The organism is Stenotrophomonas sp. GD04054, from assembly GCF_029836955.1.
In the GTDB taxonomy this organism is placed as follows: Bacteria; Pseudomonadota; Gammaproteobacteria; order Xanthomonadales; family Xanthomonadaceae; genus Stenotrophomonas; species Stenotrophomonas maltophilia_A.
Window position 1 is genome coordinate 160,078 of the sequence record NZ_JAOECR010000002.1, and the last position, 17,871, is coordinate 177,948.

Annotated in this window: 13 protein-coding genes and 1 tRNA gene; 12 read left to right on the forward strand and 2 right to left on the reverse strand. The window is 63.2% G+C overall.

From position 1 onward, the window contains the following. Window positions 1–20: 20 nt before the first annotated feature. Window positions 21–599, reverse strand: a complete 579-nt coding sequence (locus N7573_RS02490) for a superoxide dismutase (RefSeq protein WP_279913026.1) — start codon at window positions 597–599, stop codon at window positions 21–23. A 120-nt stretch (window positions 600–719) separates the two neighbouring features. Here N7573_RS02490 and grxD point away from each other — a divergent pair, with 120 nt between their 5' ends. The 11 genes from grxD (at window position 720) to N7573_RS02545 (ending at window position 15,034) form a co-directional block, all read left to right on the forward strand. Beyond that, a complete protein-coding gene (gene grxD / locus N7573_RS02495) occupies window positions 720–1,040 on the forward strand; it encodes a Grx4 family monothiol glutaredoxin (protein WP_005408852.1) in 321 nt (106 codons plus the stop codon). Next, on the forward strand, window positions 1,037–1,813 hold the full coding sequence (locus N7573_RS02500) for an SDR family NAD(P)-dependent oxidoreductase (RefSeq protein WP_279913025.1): 777 nt from the start codon (window positions 1,037–1,039) through the stop codon (window positions 1,811–1,813). The genes grxD and N7573_RS02500 overlap by 4 nt, the downstream gene beginning before the upstream one ends. 232 nt (window positions 1,814–2,045) lie before the next feature. Continuing rightward, a complete protein-coding gene (locus N7573_RS02505; RefSeq protein WP_080355163.1) occupies window positions 2,046–5,294 on the forward strand; it encodes a carboxypeptidase regulatory-like domain-containing protein in 3,249 nt (1,082 codons plus the stop codon). A gap of 252 nt (window positions 5,295–5,546) precedes the next feature. After that, on the forward strand, window positions 5,547–6,935 hold the full coding sequence (gene ppnN, locus N7573_RS02510) for a nucleotide 5'-monophosphate nucleosidase PpnN (RefSeq protein ID WP_010486098.1): 1,389 nt from the start codon (window positions 5,547–5,549) through the stop codon (window positions 6,933–6,935). 161 nt (window positions 6,936–7,096) lie between these two features. Beyond that, window positions 7,097–7,612: a Tfp pilus assembly protein FimT/FimU gene (locus N7573_RS02515; protein WP_049399921.1), complete on the forward strand. Its 516-nt coding sequence runs from the start codon at window positions 7,097–7,099 to the stop codon at window positions 7,610–7,612. After that, entirely contained in the window at window positions 7,609–8,079 is a 471-nt protein-coding gene (gene pilV, locus N7573_RS02520; RefSeq protein WP_049399922.1) for a type IV pilus modification protein PilV, read from the forward strand. The genes N7573_RS02515 and pilV overlap by 4 nt, the downstream gene beginning before the upstream one ends. An 8-nt stretch (window positions 8,080–8,087) precedes the next feature. Beyond that, on the forward strand, window positions 8,088–9,260 hold the full coding sequence (locus N7573_RS02525) for a PilW family protein (RefSeq protein WP_279912290.1): 1,173 nt from the start codon (window positions 8,088–8,090) through the stop codon (window positions 9,258–9,260). 7 nt (window positions 9,261–9,267) lie between these two features. Next, window positions 9,268–9,759, forward strand: coding sequence for a PilX N-terminal domain-containing pilus assembly protein (locus N7573_RS02530; protein WP_097049164.1), 492 nt, complete (start codon window positions 9,268–9,270; stop codon window positions 9,757–9,759). A 248-nt stretch (window positions 9,760–10,007) separates the two neighbouring features. Next, window positions 10,008–14,447, forward strand: a complete 4,440-nt coding sequence (locus N7573_RS02535) for a PilC/PilY family type IV pilus protein (protein WP_279943070.1) — start codon at window positions 10,008–10,010, stop codon at window positions 14,445–14,447. A gap of 23 nt (window positions 14,448–14,470) precedes the next feature. After that, window positions 14,471–14,884 (forward strand): type IV pilin protein, encoded by a 414-nt coding sequence (locus tag N7573_RS02540; RefSeq protein WP_049399924.1) that lies wholly within the window; start codon window positions 14,471–14,473, stop codon window positions 14,882–14,884. A 73-nt stretch (window positions 14,885–14,957) separates the two neighbouring features. Beyond that, a tRNA-Asn gene (locus tag N7573_RS02545) sits at window positions 14,958–15,034 on the forward strand. Window positions 15,035–15,095: 61 nt separating this feature from the next. Here N7573_RS02545 and N7573_RS02550 read toward each other — a convergent pair. Then, entirely contained in the window at window positions 15,096–15,620 is a 525-nt protein-coding gene (locus tag N7573_RS02550; RefSeq protein WP_279912292.1) for a GspH/FimT family pseudopilin, read from the reverse strand. Window positions 15,621–15,748: 128 nt separating this feature from the next. Between N7573_RS02550 and uvrB the strand changes: the two genes are divergently transcribed. Beyond that, complete coding sequence (gene uvrB / locus N7573_RS02555) at window positions 15,749–17,773, forward strand: excinuclease ABC subunit UvrB (protein ID WP_032128896.1); 2,025 nt, start codon at window positions 15,749–15,751, stop codon at window positions 17,771–17,773. Window positions 17,774–17,871: the final 98 nt, after the last annotated feature.

Below are 17,871 nucleotides of genomic sequence, written 5' to 3' on the forward strand. Positions count from 1 at the left end.
CCCGTGGCGGAGCCGCTGCCTCAGCGCAGCTGGCTTTCGGCGAATTCCCAGTTGACCATCTGCCAGAACGCGTCCAGATAGCGCGCGCGATCATTCTGGTAGTCGGTGTAGTAAGCGTGCTCCCATACGTCGCAGCACAGGAGCGGGGAGCTTTCGCCGGTCAATGGCGTGCCGGCGTTGCGGGTGGCCTGCAGGCCCAGCTGCCCGCCCGGATGCTGCACCAGCCACACCCAGCCCGAGCCGAACAGGCCCAGTGCGGTGCGGTTGAATTCCTCGCGCAGGCGCTGCACGTCGCCGAACTGGCGCTTGACCAGCTCGCCCAGCCGCCCCTGCGGCTCACCGCCGCCGCGCGGGCGCAGGCACTGCCAGTAGAAGCCATGGTTCCAGGCCTGTGCGGCGGCATCGAACAGCGTGCCCTGGGCGTGGCGGACGATCTCTTCCAGTGACGCTTCCTCCCACTCGGTGCCGAGGATGCCGGCGTTGACGGCATCCACGTAGGCACGATGGTGGCGGCCGTGATGCAGTTCCACGGTCTGTGCGGACAGATGCGGCTGCAGGGAGCCGGAAAGGTAGGGCAGGGCAGGCAATTCGACAGGCATGGACAGGTTCGTGGCCAGGGGGCGGCGGCAGCCGGTTCCATCCGCTTACAATGGCGGCTACCGTGGGCAGTCTAGCCGACCATCACGGTCGGTTTGTCCGGCGAAGCAAGGAGTGTGGTTGTGGCGGTAATGCAGCAAATCCAGGCCGAGGTCGATCGTTACCCGCTCGTGCTGTTCATGAAGGGCACCCCGCAATACCCGATGTGCGGCTTCTCCAGCCGCGCCGTACAGGCGTTGATGGCGGCCGGCGCGGTCACCCTGCGCACCGTCAACGTGCTGGAAGAGCCCGAGATCCGCGCCAACCTGCCGCGCTTTTCCAACCTCCCGACCTTCCCGCAGCTGTTCATCAACGGTGAGTTGATCGGCGGCTGCGACATCGTGCTGGAGCTGTTCGAAGCCGGCGAGCTCAAGCGCATCGTCGAAGAGGCGACCCAGGGATGAGTGCCTGGCCATCGACGTCACCGACCGACGGGGCGCTCGATGGCCGCCCGTTGCAGGATCGCGTGGTACTGGTCGCCGGTGCCGGTGGTGGGCTGGGCAGTGCTGCGGCAGTGGCTGCTGCAGCCGCTGGGGCCACCGTGGTCCTGCTGGGCCGCAAGCCGCGGCGCCTGGACCGTGTCTACGCCCAGGTCCAGGCGGTCGGCCCGGAACCCCTGCTGTACCCGTTGGACCTGGAAGGCGCAGGCCCCGACGACTATGCCGAGCTGGCCCAGGCCCTGCAGCGCGAGCTGGGGCGGCTGGACGGCCTGCTGGTCTGTGCCGCCCACTTCCCGGGCCTGACCCCGTTCGAGCTGGCCGACCCGGCCAGTTTCGCCCGCGCGGTGCACGTTACCTTGACCGCGCCGGCCTGGCTGGCCCAGGCCTGCCTGCCACTGCTGCGGCAGCGCGAAGATGCGGCGCTGGTGTTTGCGGTCGATGCCCCCGACCGGGTCGGGCAGGCTTACTGGGGCGGTTACGGTGCGGCCCAGCATGGCCTGCGTGGTCTGATTGCCAGCCTGCATGACGAACTCGGCCGCAGCCCGGTACGGGTCAGTGGCCTGTACCCCGGCCCGCTGCGCACAGCCCTGCGGGCCCGGGCGTATTCCGTCGACCAGGACCCGGCCGCCCAAGGCCCGGAGGCCGCCGCCGCTGCGGCCGTGACCCTGTTGTCCGGTGCTGGCGCCACCTGGCGCGGCCGGATTCTCGATGCCAGCGGGGCGTCCCCGGCCGAGTGAGCGCCGGGGAAAGGCGGAGTGAAGAACCCGTCACGATTGCGTTGCGATCCGGTGCCGTTTGTCGCACAACCGTCACATTGATGGCGTAGCGTGTTAATCTAGTGTTAACCGTTGTGGCTTCCTTCAGCCAAGCGGTAGGGAACCCCAGATAAATGTCCGACCAGCCACCCGCAGGGCTGTTTGGATGCGCTTTTTTTCCGCCATCGCCAACTCGCATCGAGGCTACCGAAAAATGACCCACCCACTCCGGATGTCCAAGCTCACCCTTGGTCTCGTGGCTGCGCTCGCCGCCGCTCCCGCCTTCGCCCAGAGCACCTCTGCCGGTGTTGGCGGCCAGGTGATGTCCTCTGCAGGCCAGCCTGTCGCTGGCGCTGAAGTCACCATCACCCACACCGAGTCGGGCACCGTTTCGCGTGCCACCACCGACGCGTCGGGTCGTTACAACGCGCGCGGCCTGCGCGTGGGTGGCCCGTACACCATCACCATCACCAAGTCCGGTGAAGGCACCAAGACCGAAGAAGGTGTCTACCTGAACCTGAACCAGGTCAACACGGTCAACGCCAGTCTCGGCGGCGACCTGGCCGCCACCAACCTGGACGCCGTGAACGTTGTCGCCACCGCCGGCGGCCTGGACCTGTTCAGCGCCACCAAGATGGGCAGCGGCACCAACGTGACGCGCGAAACGATGGACGCGCTGCCGTCGGCCAACCGCAACATCCAGGACTACATCCGCCTGGATCCGCGTATCTCGCAGGTCAGCAAGGCTGACGGCGCGATCTCGGCCGGTGGCCAGAACACCCGTTACAACGCCATCCGCATCGACGGCATCAGCGCCTCCGATCCGTTCGGCCTGGGCTCCAACAACCTGCCGACCGAGCGTCAGCCGGTGTCGATGGACGCCATCCAGGAAATCAACATCGACCTGGCCAACTACGACACCACCATCGCTGGTGGTACCGGTGCGGTGATCAACGCCGTGACCAAGTCGGGTACCAATGAATTCCACGGCACCGTGTACGGTTCGTACCGCGACAAGGACATGGTCCGTTCGCGCCTGGAAGGTGACAAGCAGGACTTTAACGGCTTCAAGGACGAGAAGACCTACGGCATGACCTTCGGCGGCCCGATCGTCAAGGACAAGCTGTTCTTCTTCACCAACTACGAAAAGTACGAGCGTAGCGGTGGCGGCGTCAGCCTTGGCGAAAGCCCCTACAACAAGGCTGGCGGCATCAGCGATGCTGATATCGCCCGCGTCCAGAAGCGCATGTCCGATCTTGGCTATCAGGTCGGCGGCGTCGGTGCGCTGAACAACAAGACCGAGATCGAAGAGTACGCGGTCAAGCTGGACTGGAACATCAACGAGAACCACCGTGCGGCCCTGCGCTACAACAAGATGAAGCAGGACGTGGTGCGTTTCCCGAAGGTCAGCAACAGCGAAATTTCGCTGAGTGACTTCTGGTACACCCAGCCGACCGAGTATGAGACCTGGATGGGTGAACTGTTCAGTGACTGGTCCGAGAACTTCTCGACCGAGTTCAAGGTCTCGCACAAGGACTACTCGTCCAACCGCGTTGCCGCTTCGCACCTGCCGCAGATCCGCGTCCGCTTCGACAACAATAATTCGCTGTACCTGGGTACCGAGCAGAACACCCACACCAACCTGGTGGAGTCGAAGGAACTGAGCGCCTTCGGTGCCGGTACCTGGTATGTCGGTGACCACACCGTCAAGTTCGGCTTTGACTACACCGACAACGACCTGATGAACTTCTACGGTCGCAACCTGTACGGCGCGTATGAGTTCGCCAACCTGGCTGCGTTTGAAGCCGGCACCCCGTCCGCGTACCAGGTGCGCGTGCCGCGTGCTGGTGGCAGCCTGGATGACATTCCGGCGAAGTTCCACCTGAAGAACACGGGTCTGTTCATCCAGGATACCTGGGCGATCAACTACAACCTGAGCCTGATGTTCGGTGTCCGCGTTGACATGCCGGACTTCAGCACCCAGCGCCTGTACAACCCGCGCATCGAGCAGCTGTACGGCTTCAACAACACCAAGCTGGTCGACAAGAAGCTGTTCCAGCCGCGCGTCGGCTTCAACTACACCTTCGATAGCGACCGTCCGACCCAGCTGCGCGGTGGCGTGGGCCTGTTCGGCGGTGCTGCCCCGAACGTGTGGCTGGCGGGTGCCTACCAGAACACCGGCCTGAACTACGCCGAGTACAACCTGACCCGCAATCCGGGTGGTTTTAGCTTCGATGCTGACAATCCGTTCATCCCGGACCCGTCGCTTGCTTCGGCACGTCAGAACGTCGACCTGATCGCTCCCGGTACCCGCCTGCCGTCGGTCTGGAAGGCCAACCTGGCCTTCGATCACGAACTGCCGTGGTACGGCATCGTGGCGTCGGCCGAGCTGCTGGTCACCAAGGTCAAGGATGGTCTGTACTTTGATCGTCTGGACGTCATGACCCCGAATGCCAACCGCTCGGTTGGTCAGGACGGTCGTGCGCTGTACTGGAACGACTACGGCATGAACGGTGCCAATGCTGGCTCGAACGGCATGCAGGCTGGCCAGAAGAACGGTCGTGCCTGCTCGGCCACCGATCAGACCTGCCCGAGTGACCGTGTCAACCGTCCGAGCGATATCGGCGACGTGATCCTGCTGCGCAACACCGACAAGGGTCGCGGTTCCCAGGCTACGTTCTCGCTGGCCAAGCCGCTGACCGAGAACTGGGGCTGGTCGCTGGGTTATACCTACACTCAGGCGAAGGAAGTGAGCCCGCTGTCCAGCTCGCAGAACACCTCGAACTGGAACAACACGCTGAGCCTGAACGCCAACGACAACGTTGCGTACAACTCGCGCTATGCGATCAAGGACCGCATCACCGGTACCCTGGAGTGGAAGCACAACTTCTTCGGTGACAATGCCACCCGCGTCGGCCTGTTCTATGAAGGCCGTTCGGGTCGTCCGTACAGCTACGTGTTCTATAACGACGTGAACGGCGACGGCGCAGGCACCAACGATCTGTTCTACGTGCCGAAGGGCCCGGGTGACGTGATCTTCACCGGCGGCGCCGACATGGAGAAGAAGTTCTTCGAATGGCTGGCGCAGAATCCGGAGCTTGATGCCTACCGTGGCAGCGTGGTCCCGGCCAACGCGCACCGCGCCAAGTGGGTCAACAGCTTCGATGTCCGCATCAGCCAGGAGTTCCCGGGCTTTGCGAAGACCCACAAGGGCGAGATCGCGCTGGACATCATGAATGTCGGCAATCTGCTCAACAAGAAGTGGGGTCTGATCGACGATTACGGCTTCTACGCCACCCGTCGCGTTGCCAACTACTCGGGTATCGACCCGGCTACCGGCAAGTACCTGTACAACTTCACCGGCCGTACCGACAACTCGTCGATCCAGGAAAACAACAACGACAAGGGCAACACCGCCGTGTCGCGCTGGTCGATGCAGCTGACCGTGAAGTACAAGTTCTGATCCGTCAGAGCCTGAAGCAGTAAGTGGAAACGGCCGGGGAAACCCGGCCGTTTTCCGTTCATGCGAAAGTCCTTGCAGGTCATCTGGCATCGGCGTAGCATCCGGAAATGTGCGCGGTGCCAACGCCGCCGATGCGGTCCCGGAAAGGCGAACGCGGGAAGCACACATCCAACGGTCGGGCTTCCCGGCCGTTTTGCTTTTTAAGGGGGCGGCAGTACAGTCGGAAACCTTGAAGGAAGCGAAAAATTGGACATGACCACGAACGAAAAATCAGCCCGTGCACTGCCGGTGCAGGACGCGCGGATCTACCCGCGCGGTGGGCTGGATGTGCTGTCGCGGGCCGAAGTGGCTCGCCTGCGCGATGCATCTGCGGGCGGCATGCACGAGCTGCTGCGCAGATGCGCGCTGGCCGTGCTGACCAGCGGCAGTGCCTCTGACGATCCGCGCGCGGCGCGCGATCTGTATCCCGATTTCGACATCCAGGTGGCGCAGCAGGATCGCGGCGTGCGTATCGACCTGGTCAATGCGCCGGCAATGGCCTTTGTCGACGGCGAGATCATCCGCGGTGTCGCCGAACTGCTGTTCGCGGTGGTGCGTGACCTGGCCTACATGGCCATCGAGATGGGCCCGGCCTACGCGGCCGAGCTGGAGTCGTCCGAGGGCATCACCAACGCGGTGTTCGGCCTGCTGCGCAATGCGCGCATCCTCAACCCGGGCGACCCGAACCTGGTCGTGTGCTGGGGTGGCCATTCGATCTCGCGCGACGAATACCTGTATACCAAGCAGGTGGGCTACGAGCTGGGCCTGCGCGGCCTGGACATCTGCACCGGCTGCGGTCCAGGCGCGATGAAGGGCCCGATGAAGGGCGCCACCATTGCCCACGCCAAGCAGCGCCGTACCGTGACGCGTTACATCGGCCTGACCGAGCCGGGCATCATCGCCGCCGAGTCGCCGAACCCGATCGTCAACCACCTGGTGATCATGCCGGACATCGAGAAGCGCCTTGAGGCCTTCGTCCGCATTGGCCACGGCATCATCGTGTTCGCCGGTGGCGTCGGCACTGCCGAGGAAATCCTGTACCTGCTCGGCATCCTGCTGCGCGAGGAAAACAAGGACCTGCCGTTCCCGCTGATCCTGACCGGCCCGACGGTGGCGGCGCCGTACTTCGAGCAGATCGACCGCTTCATCCGCCTGACCCTGGGCGATGCGGCCGCCGAGCGCTACGAGATCGTCATCGGCGACCCGGTGGCGGTGGCAAAGAAGATGGCCAACGGCATCAAGCGCGTGCGTGAGCACCGCCTGGCACAGAAGGACTCGTTCTTCTTCAACTGGTCGATCGAGATTCCGTGGGAGTACCAGCAGCCGTTCGTGCCGACCCACGAGGCAATGGCCGCGCTGGACCTGCACCACGGACGTGCCCCGCACGCCTTGGCGGCCGACCTGCGCCGCGCGTTCTCGGGCATCGTCGCCGGCAACGTGAAGGAAGACGGCATGCGTCGCATCGAACAGTTCGGACCGTTCCAGATCCATGGCGACCCGGACATGATGCAGGCGCTGGACGCGTTGCTGCGCGCTTTCGTCGAGCAGCGCCGGATGAAGATCTCCGGCGAATACCAGCCCTGCTACCAAGTGCTGGCCTGAGCCCGGGCCGGTGCGATGGGGATCGCGCCGGCCGGTGTGGGAAGGTGCGGGTCGTCAAGGCTTTGACGCCCGTCGCCCCGGAATGACCGTTCATCCTGCCGCCGCTTGCCGGTGGCAGGGCGATGGCCCATGGTGGCCATCAACACGCTGGGGAGCGTCCAATGTCTTTGCGCCGGCAAAACGGCTTTACGCTGGTTGAGTTGATGGTCACGGTTGCCGTGCTGGCGATCCTGAGCACCATCGCCTATCCCAGCTTCCAGAGCACGATCCGCTCAAATCGTGTGGCCACGACGACCAACGAACTGATCGCGTCGCTGGCACTTGCCCGTTCCGAGGCAATAAAGAACACGCATGGTGGGGCTGTATGCGCATCCACAGCGGGCAAAGAATGTGATGGCAGCAGCTGGACCGACGGCTGGATGGTCTGGGAGGATCGCAACGGTAACGGGTCGCTTGATTCCGGTGAGAACGTGCTGCGCTACAGCGAAGGTCGCCCGACCATGAAGTCCGCAACTGAAACGTTGACCATCGGCTTCGATGGACGTGGCCGCAATCGCGCCAACGCGGAAGTGGATGTGACACTTCGCCCTGAGAAGTGTGGCGACCAGCCCCTGCAGCGGACGCTACGCATATCGCCTACGGGACAGGTCCGGCTGTTGAAGGAGAGTTGCTCATGAGAAGGATCGGCTTCCAGCCTCACCGTACCGCGCAGGGGGGCTTTACCCTGATCGAGGTCATGATCGCGATCCTGGTGATGGGTATCGGCCTGCTGGGCTTCGCGCTGCTGCAGACGATGAATGTACGGTTCGTGCAGAGCGCGAACTACCGCACCCAGGCCACCAACCTGGGGTACGAGCTGCTTGATCAGATCCGGGCCAACCGGATCAACGCGCTCAGCTATGCCGGTACCTATGCTGCTACCACTGGCAAGGGGGACTGCGCGCCGTCCATTGGCAAGGATATCGGCAAGGATGACTTCACCCGCGACTGGCGCTGTCGCCTGGGCCGCGCACTGGGTGACTCGGCATCCGGAACGGTAACCGTCAATGACGGTCGGGTACGGGTGTCGGTCAGTTGGGGCGATGAGCGTTGGAATCCCGATTCGAAGGCTGACACCACCTTTGCTGCCGAGAGCCTGCTGTGATGACCAGAATGCGCTCCCGCCAAACGATCAGTGGCCTGTCGTTGATCGAGTTGATGATCGCCCTGACCATCGGCCTGATCATCATGCTGGGCGTGGTCCAGGTGTTCGCCGCTTCACGCACGGCCTACCAGCTGTCTGAAGGGCTGGCGCGGGTCCAGGAGAACAGCCGTTTCGCGATGGATTCCCTGCAACGCGAACTGCGCATGGCCGGACACTTCGGCTGCGTGAATGATCAGGCGCATGATCCGCAGGGCACCTTGGCAACCACCTTCGCTGCGGGAGGCCACCCCGCGCTGGACTTCGCGCGGTCGATCCAGGGCTACGAAGCAACGGATACCAAGCCGGGCGACGCAGTGACGTTGGCGGCAACGCCGTCAACGGGGGGCAACAAGTACTCCCCGGCGTTGCCGAGTGAGTTCGCCGCGGCCATCAAGAACCGGGTCGACGGCAGCGATATCGTCGCTCTGCGCTATCTGGTGCCGACCGGTGTGCCGGTCACGGCGGTAGCCGGAACGGTTGCCCAGCCGGTTTTCAGTTTTGATCCCAAACGTCTTGCCGTGCTTGATAGCGGAGTTACCGACCCGGGGCTGTTCGGTGTGGCCGACTGCATTTCCGCCACGGTCTTCCAGGCTCGTGCGATCGATGCAAAGGCCGGCACCGTGACGGTGGGCACTGCACCCAACAACGACGTGGCCATCGCCCGCAACTACGAGCCCGGCCAGGCGGTGCTGTATCGCGCCGAGACGTCGATCCTGTACGTGGGCTACGACGCTACGACCAAGCAATCGTCGTTGTATCGCCTTCGTTTCACCGCCAAGCCCGGTGCTGCCCTGGTGGCGGGACCGGCAGAGGCGCTGGTCGAAGGCGTGGAGAACATGCAATTGCTGTATGGCCAGGATCACGGTCTGAGCACGGTGTCGCCCACCGGCTACATTGATCGCCAGGGTACCGCGACCGATGTTCAGGCCTCCATCGTGCCGGCCTCGCGTGGCTGGCAACGTGTGGGCACGGTGCAGCTGGGGCTGGTGGTATCCAGTCCAGATCCGGCCGCATCTGTCCAGGCCAGTTCGAGTGCGCCGCTGACCGCGCTCGGCGTGACCTATACCGCGCCCTCTGACGGCCGCATGCGCGCCGCCTACCAGAGCACGATCGCTCTGCGCAATCGCCTGTATGGCAACTGAGGCCACCATGCGTACCCATCCCGCCCGCCGCCGCTCTCTGCATTCACCGCGTTCCCAGCGCGGCGCGGTGCTGTATGTCGTGCTGATCATGCTTGTACTGATGGCCCTGCTGGGTATCGCCGGCATGCAGGTCACGAGCATGCAGGAACGGATGGCCGCCAACTATCTGCGCAGCAACGTTGCCTTCCAGAACGCTGAGGCCGACGCCCGGCAGACCGAGAAATCCATCGAGAAGGCACTGGCTGACGGGGGCATCTTCAAGGCCAACCAGGAGGAATGCAGTCCCTCCTACGATCCGCAGACGTGGGCCGATGGTCTCAGTGAAACCAAGTCCACCTACACGCGTCGCATCGACAAGTGCTTTGCGGCGTCCAGCCGGCGCACCGGCGGCCGACAGAACGAAGAAACCGGGAACATCTACCAGGTCACGGCGCTTGCCAGTGACGATCCCTCCAATGCGTCCGCCAGTGCGGTCATCGACACGATCTTCATCCCATGAACAGCGAGCGCCGTTTCCTTCGACTTCGTTCCTCCACCTGGCTGCGGGCCGGTGTTGGTGTTGCTGCGCTTGCGGGCCTTGCCGCGTTGATCATTCCACTGCAGGCCGCGCTTGGTGACTACGACATCGCGCAGGAGCCGCTGTACAGCAAGCAGAGCCAGCCGCCATTGATGATGATGGTGATGTCGCGCGACGAGCAGCTGTTCAACAAGGCCTACAGCGACTACAGCGACCTGGATGGGGACGGGGTGCTGGATACCACCTACCAAGACAAGTTCGATTACTCAGGCTACTTCGACTACAACCTCTGTTACTCGTACAACAGTGGTGTCTTCAAGGCCAATGCAGAGGCAAAGGGCGCCAACAAGCACAGTTGCAGCGGCGCGTGGTCGGGCAACTTCCTCAACTGGGTGACGATGAGTCGTCTGGATGTGATGCGCTACGTTCTGTACGGCGGTCAACGCTTCACCGATACGAAGGAAAAGACGGTGTTGGAGCGGGCGCCGATCCCCAGCGATCTGCATGCGTGGGTCAAGGTCTACAGTGGGTCGAATCTTCGCGAGTTCGCCAACCTTCCTGGAAGCGGGACAGCTTTCAGCTTCTGCAGCGTAACGCGTTCGGACAAGGGTGCGCCTTTGATGCGTGTGGCAGAAGGTTCATTTACCGAATGGGCTTCGACTGCCAGCAATCAGTGCGATACCGGACGAGCCAGCAACGCCGATGGCTACGCCGACATTCCCCGCTCGACCTCGGTCCCGGACTACACGGTACGTGTCGAGGTGTGTGATGCCAACTCCACAGTGCGCGAGAGTTTCTGCCGCAAATACAACGATGGCATCACCGACCGCTTCAAGCCGGCTGGGCTGCTGCAGACCTACGGTGAGAGCGGGCGACTGCGCTTTGGACTCGTGACGGGAACCTACGCCAATCCGCGGGATGGTGGTGTCCTGCGGCGGAACATCGGCAAGATCGCGGGCAACGGTACGAAATTCTGCGGCACGGGTGATGAAATCGACCTGTCTACGGGGCAGTTCTGCTACCTGAACCTGACGGGAAGTGCCAAGGCCGACGACGAGGGGGTGATCAACGCGATTTCCAGCTTCCGTTTGGACAACTGGAACTGGTCCAACAACTGGAATGACTGCAACACCTACGGCATCCTCAATCGTCAGGACCAGAAGGGAAATGGCAACCTGGCCGACCCGGGAACCGGTGGCCAGAAGTGCAGCGCCTGGGGCAACCCGTTGGCGGAAATGTATGCTGAAGCACTGCGCTACATCACGGCGGGCTCCAAGATCTACAGCGACAGCGGAGATCTCAGCGGCCTGCCGACCAATATCGGCTGGAAGGATCCCTATCGCCTGCCCGCAGATGGAGGCAACTCCTATTGTGCGACCTGCAACATTCTGGTGCTGTCTTCGGGTCTGCCGTCCTTCGACAGTGATAACGTCGGTTCCGTGACCGGCCTCGCGTCTGCGGAGTCCGCGACCGATGCAGTCGGCACGGCCGAAGGAATCGCCGGCAAGAGCTACATGATCGGTCGCGTGGGTGATACACCGCGCGGTGCTTCGCTTGATACCCACAGTGATATCTGCCAGGGGCAGACAATCGGCAGCCTCAGCAAGGCGCGCGGTATCTGCCCGGACATTCCCTCCATGGAAGGCAGCTTCCTGATGGCGGGGCTGGCCAAGGCGGCCGCGGTGACCGATCTGCGCCCCAACGTGCAGAACAAGCCAGGTACGTACAAGGTCACTGCCACCACCTACGCCGTTGCCATGGCCGAGAATCTCCCGCAGTTCGAGATCGCGGTGGGCAACAGCAAGATCGGATTGGCTCCGCTCTGCCAGGCCAACAACACCGGTGGCGCAACGGCAGCGAGCGCTGGCTGGCGCAGCTGCTTCCTGGGCTCGGTCGGCATTGGCACCAAGCAGGCCAACGACACCGGCGGAAAGCTGGTCTATGGCCGTCCTTACCGTACAGATGCGAAGTCCGGCAGCTTCTCGCTGGTGTGGGAAGACTCCCTGTGGGGCAATGACCATGACAACGACGTCGTTGCCATGCTGAGCTACTGCGTGGGTGCGGCGTGCAACGACACCGGGGATTTCAACGACATCTGCTGGCGTGCTGATGCGAAAGTGAGCAACAGTGCTGCCGGCAATACACGACTGTGCAACTACACAACCGTGGTAAAGAATAGAGTGGAGAGCTGGATCGGTACGACCCTGGCTGGCAAGGTTGAAGAGGATGAGGTACTCGTCCGCATTGAGAACCTGTCGGCCTACGCGGGCAACGCAATGTTGACCGGCTACACGATCACAGGCTCGAATGCCTCCAGCACCGTGCAGCGTCTGGCGCTGCGCCCGGGCAACAGCAATGGCTCTGTGCTGACCAGCTCAAACAACTTCCGCGACGATTGGCAAAAGCCGGTAGTCATCAAGTACAAGGCCTCTACCACTGCCGCTGGCCAGCTTGAAAGCCCGCTGTGGTATGCCGCCAAGTACGGTGTCCCGGCCGGTAAGAAGTGGGACAGCAAGAAACCAGGCGTGCCGGACAACTACTTCCTGGCACGCAATCCGACCAAACTGAAGGAGGCGCTGGAGGCGATCTTCAACAGTGCAGCGGAAGGTGATGCGCCGGTCGGTGGTAGCGGCAGTGGCGCGCGTATTTCGACCAACTCGTTCACCGTATCGTCCCATTACAGCGTGCCCTCTGGCACCGTGGACTGGACCGGTGATGTCATTGCCACCCAGGTTGACGGCCAAGGTGCGGATGGTGCCGTGCTCTGGAAGGCGTCCAGCAACATCGGCAGTGCCACGCGCCGCATCTACATGGCGACGTCCCCGACCAAGACCGCGTCCGATGGCACGGTGACCCCGGTCAATGCGACCGAGTTCCTGGCCACCAATCTGCCGGGCAGCAATGAGCGGGCGAAGTTGTCTGCGTTGGGATTCAGTGACTCGATTCCTGCCTGGTTCGGCAAGATGACCTCGACCAATCTGGTCAACTATCTGCGGGGTGCCGCGGTGAGTGGCCTGCGTTCGCGCACATCGCCGTTGGGTGACATCGTCAATTCCACCACCGAGATCGTGTCCAAAACGGATGACTTCGGCTATGCAGGCTGGGCGAGGCAGTCGACAGTCAAGTGGAAGGCGACGCTGGGCACGTCTTATGACACCTTCCTGAAAGCGAAGCGTGCGACATCAGGGCCGCCGACGATGATCTATGTTGGCGCCAATGACGGCATGGTGCATGGTTTCAACGGTTCGAATGGGGCGTCCGGCGGCACGGAAGAGCTGGCTTTCATCCCCTCAGCTGCGATGCAGCACATCGCTGAGCTGGCCAATCCCAAGTATGGGCATCGCTACTACGTGGATGGCCCACTGACGTCGTCCGACGTCTACTATGGGGATGCCTGGAACACGGTGCTGGTGGGCACTACGGGTGGTGGTGGCTCCAGCAAGGCGCCCAATGCGGCGAGCGTAGGCAATGGCTCTGTGTTCGCGCTGAATGTAAGCGATCCGACCGCGTTCGGTGCATCGAGTGTGTTGTGGGAAGTCTCGGGCAAGACGGAGTCGGATCTTGGGTTCGTGCTGGGCAAGCCGGCTGTGGTGGCGGTGAAGGGCGCCGATGCCAATGCTGCGCCGCGTTTCGTCGCGATCTTCGGCAATGGCGTCAACTCCACCAGCGGCAAGGCAGCGCTGTTCGTGGTCGATATCCAGACCGGCAAGGTGCTCAAGCGGCTTTCGCCGGTAGGTGCCAAGTACGCGGCACGCAACGGCCTGATCAACATCGCCACGGTGGCGTTGAAGAACAATGACGGCATCACCGACACTGTGTATGGCGGTGACATGCAGGGCAATATCTGGAAGTTTGATCTTTCCAGCACCGATCCGACCGATTGGAACATCGCCCTGTCTGGAACGCCGCTGTTCACCGCTACGCGCAACAACAGCCCGCAGCCGATCATGAGCGGAATCGAGATCAGCACGGGCCCAGGCGGTGGCATCAGTCTGTTCTTCGGTACCGGCCAGTACTTCGCCGCCGATGACAATGCGGTCAGCAGCACTTCGCCAGTGCAGTCGCTGTATGGCATCTGGGACAACCTCGCCAGTGCGGTTGGCACGCGCGACAACCTGGTACAGCAGGTGATCACTACCGGTACATCGGCCAGCGGCTATCAATTGCGTGATGTCACCCGCAATGCGGTGAACTACGGTTCGGCCCGCGGCTGGTATGTGGACCTGCAGGCCGGATCGGCAGTCGAAGGCGAGCGCTTCGTCGGCAACCCGCGTGTGCAGAACGGCATCGTGTTCTTCACGTCCTATGTGCCGGGTACCGCGATCTGCGGCAGCGGCGGTGGCGTGAACTGGCTGTACGGTCTCAACCTGCTGACCGGTGGCGGCCAGATGTCCGGCCTGAGCCCAACCATCGGCGGAGAAGCGCTGTGCACCGGCAACTGCGGTGGTGTCGCCCTGACCAAGAAGGGTGACCTCAGCCAGGGGCCGCCAGTGAAGGACACCAACATCTTTGTGCCCAAGCTTACGCCGTGCAAACCAGGCGATACGGGATGCACGGTCGACAAGATGCTGCAGGCCAGCCAGTGTACGTTTGTGCTGCGTGCGGCCGGCGCCGATCCGCTTTACATGCCTCGGCCCTGTGGACGACAGTCGTGGCGGCAGATCCGTTGATGAATCCGATATCGAGGTTGCCCATGCATGTGTACAGCAGGCGTCGAACCGCCACCGGCTTCACCCTGATCGAGCTGATGATCACCGTGGCCGTGGTTGCCATTCTTGCTGCCATCGCATTGCCTTCGTACCAGGCCTATGTGCGCAAGGCCAATCGTGCCCAGGCCAAGGCCGATCTGGTCGAGCTGGCGCAGATGCTGGAACGGCGGCATACCGTGGAGAACACCTACGCGGGCATGACGCTGCCGTTCTCGCAATCGCCACGCGACGGTACCGCCAGATACACGCTTTCCTATGTGGGAACGCCGAACGGCACCTCCTTTACCCTGCAGGCGGCACCGACCGAGATCCAGAAGAAGGACGACTGCGGCACACTGAGCCTGGACCAGGCCGGACGGAAGACGCCCAATGCCAGCAAGGGGCCTGGATGCTGGTAAAGGGCAGGCCTTTGGGCGGCATTGCAGAAAAGGCTTGCACTCCCCTGCAAGCGCTGGCTAAAATGCGCACCCCGCCCGAATAGCTCAGCCGGTTAGAGCACTTGACTGTTAATCAGGGGGTCGTTGGTTCGAGTCCAACTTCGGGCGCCAGATTCGAGAAAGCCGCGAGAAATCGCGGCTTTTTTCGTTTTTTGCGATGGCGCTGCGGACTTCAGCAGGCGGTGGGCCTTGGCGGGCGCTGGCTCCTGACCCGTCCCGGGACGCTGATGATGACGCGGCTGTGCTCCTGTCCATCCACGCACAACACGATGGACTGGTTGGTACCGGCATTGCGGCCGTCGGGCCGGAACCGCACGTCGGGCCGATGATCGCTGGTGCGCAGGTCGACATGACGCTGGCGTGTCCCGTGCACGCGCAGTTCCCTTGCGGCGGCGGTCGCGCTGTTGGCCGGTTCGACCTGCACCCGCCAGCCCTGGCTCCATGCCTGGTCACACATCATGCCGTCCGACGATCCGCAGACCGTCACGCGGCGGCGTTCGGTGATGGCGGCGCTGCGCGCCATCGACAGGCTGGCGACCAGTTCGGCGCGCAGCGCTTCCGCCTGGAAGTGCCGCAGCGTGCGTTGCCAAGGGCCCCAGGCCAACGCCAGCAGGACCGACAGCACCATGACGGCGACCAGCAGCTCGATCAGATGGAGCCCGCGGTGGAGCCGGGCAGGGCCAAGACGATGGGACATGCCTCCAGCCTCGACGTGCGCCGCGGCATTCACCATCAGCCAACGCCGCGCTCACCTGCCCGGAAACCCCTCAGCGGGCCGTCACTCCATGCCCCGTATACTCACCACTCCCGTGAACTGGCACCACCATGAGCGACCGTTTTGAACTCGTCTCGCCGTATTCGCCGGCGGGCGACCAGCCTGATGCCATCGCGAAGCTGACCAGCAACTTCGAAGCGGGCATCGCCAAGCAGACCCTGCTGGGCGTCACCGGCTCGGGCAAGACCTACACCATCGCCAACGTCATCCAGAACGTGCAGAAGCCGACGCTGATCATGGCGCCGAACAAAACGCTGGCGGCGCAGCTGTATGGCGAGTTCAAGGCGTTCTTCCCGCACAACGCGGTGGAGTACTTCGTCAGCTACTACGACTACTACCAGCCGGAAGCCTACGTACCGTCGTCGGACACCTTCATCGAGAAGGACAGTTCGATCAACGAGCACATCGAGCAGATGCGGCTGGCGGCGACCAAGACCCTGCTGTCGCGCCCGGACGCGATCGTGGTGGCGACGGTGTCGGCAATCTATGGCCTGGGCGCGCCGGAAGACTACCTGTCGCTGCGCCTGATCCTGTCCAAGGGCGAGCGCATCGACCAGCGCGACCTGATCAACCACCTCACCCAGCTGCAGTACACGCGCAACGAATACGAGCTGCAGCGCGGTACGTTCCGCGTGCGCGGCGAAGTGATCGACGTGTTCCCGGCCGAGTCGGACAGCGAGGCGCTGCGCCTTGAACTGTTCGATGGCGAGGTCGAGAAGATCACCCTGTTCGACCCACTCACGGGTGAAACCCTGCGCAACATGCAGCGCTTCACTGTGTACCCGAAGACCCACTATGCGACCACGCGCGAGCGTGTGCTGGCGGCGATCGAGACGATCAAGGTCGAGCTGAAGGAGCGCCTGGAGCAGCTGTACGCGCAGAACAAGCTGGTGGAGGCGCAGCGCCTGGCGCAGCGCACCCAGTTCGATCTGGAAATGATGGCCGAGGTCGGCTACTGCAACGGCATCGAGAACTACTCCCGGCACCTGACCGGCAAGAACGCCGGCGAACCGCCGCCGACATTGTTCGACTACCTGCCGGCCGACGCGCTGCTGGTGATCGACGAATCGCACGTGACCATTCCGCAGATCGGCGCCATGTTCAAGGGCGACCGTTCGCGCAAGGAGACGCTGGTCGAGTTCGGGTTCCGGCTGCCCTCGGCGCTGGACAACCGGCCGCTGCGCTTCGAGGAGTGGGAAGAGCGCTGCCCGCGCAGCATCTATGTGTCGGCCACGCCAGGCCCCTATGAGTACCGCGAGGCCGGTGACGAGATCACCGAACTGGTCGTACGCCCCACCGGGCTGATCGACCCGGTGGTGGAGATCCGCCCGGTGGGCACCCAGGTTGACGACCTGATGAGCGAGGCCAACGCGCGCATCAAGGCCGGTGACCGGGTGCTGGTCACGACGCTGACCAAGCGCATGGCCGAGAATCTCACCGAGTACCTGACCGAGCACGGCATCCGCGTGCGTTACCTGCACTCGGACGTGGACACGGTCGAGCGCGTGGAGATCATCCGTGACCTGCGCCTGGGCAAGTTCGATGTGCTGGTGGGCATCAACCTGCTGCGCGAGGGCCTGGACATGCCCGAGGTGTCTCTGGTGGCGATCCTGGATGCCGACAAGGAGGGCTTCCTGCGCTCGACCGGCTCGCTGATCCAGACCATCGGCCGTGCCGCCCGCAACGTGCGTGGCAAGGCGATCCTGTATGCGGACAAGATCACCCGTTCGATGCAGGCGGCGATCGACGAGACCGACCGTCGTCGCGCCAAGCAGGTCGAGTACAACGAGCAGCACGGCATCGTGCCGCGCTCGGTGGCGCGTCCGATCACCGACGTGCTGGAAGGTGCGCGCTCCGATGCGGCCGAGAAGGAAGCAAAGAAGGGCAAGGGCAAGGGCAGGCCCGGCGTTGCCGAGGAGGGGAGTGACTATCGATCGCTCAGCCCGGCCCAGCTGGCGTCCCGTCTCAAGGCGCTGGAGCAGCAGATGTACCAGCACGCCAAGGACCTGGAATTCGAGGATGCCGCGCGCGTGCGTGACCAGATCCGGCAGCTGAAGGAAGCGAGTCTGGGCTGAACGCGGCAGTGCAGCATCTTCTTCACAAAAGTGTTGCGCTTCACGGCCGGCATCCGTAATATACGCGGCCTGCACCGACGCAATCGCGGACGTTCAGA

Excerpts from the sequence above, each read along its gene's own strand:
- N7573_RS02490 (WP_279913026.1), bottom strand. The coding sequence starts at position 599 with ATGCCTGTCGAATTGCCTGCCCTGCCCTACCTTTCCGGCTCCCTGCAG.
- N7573_RS02500 (WP_279913025.1), top strand. The coding sequence starts at position 1,037 with ATGAGTGCCTGGCCATCGACGTCACCGACCGACGGGGCGCTCGATGGC.
- N7573_RS02505 (WP_080355163.1), top strand. The coding sequence starts at position 2,046 with ATGACCCACCCACTCCGGATGTCCAAGCTCACCCTTGGTCTCGTGGCT.
- ppnN (WP_010486098.1), top strand. The coding sequence starts at position 5,547 with ATGACCACGAACGAAAAATCAGCCCGTGCACTGCCGGTGCAGGACGCG.
- N7573_RS02515 (WP_049399921.1), top strand. The coding sequence starts at position 7,097 with ATGTCTTTGCGCCGGCAAAACGGCTTTACGCTGGTTGAGTTGATGGTC.
- pilV (WP_049399922.1), top strand. The coding sequence starts at position 7,609 with ATGAGAAGGATCGGCTTCCAGCCTCACCGTACCGCGCAGGGGGGCTTT.
- N7573_RS02525 (WP_279912290.1), top strand. The coding sequence starts at position 8,088 with ATGCGCTCCCGCCAAACGATCAGTGGCCTGTCGTTGATCGAGTTGATG.
- N7573_RS02530 (WP_097049164.1), top strand. The coding sequence starts at position 9,268 with ATGCGTACCCATCCCGCCCGCCGCCGCTCTCTGCATTCACCGCGTTCC.
- N7573_RS02540 (WP_049399924.1), top strand. The coding sequence starts at position 14,471 with ATGCATGTGTACAGCAGGCGTCGAACCGCCACCGGCTTCACCCTGATC.
- N7573_RS02550 (WP_279912292.1), bottom strand. The coding sequence starts at position 15,620 with ATGTCCCATCGTCTTGGCCCTGCCCGGCTCCACCGCGGGCTCCATCTG.
- uvrB (WP_032128896.1), top strand. The coding sequence starts at position 15,749 with ATGAGCGACCGTTTTGAACTCGTCTCGCCGTATTCGCCGGCGGGCGAC.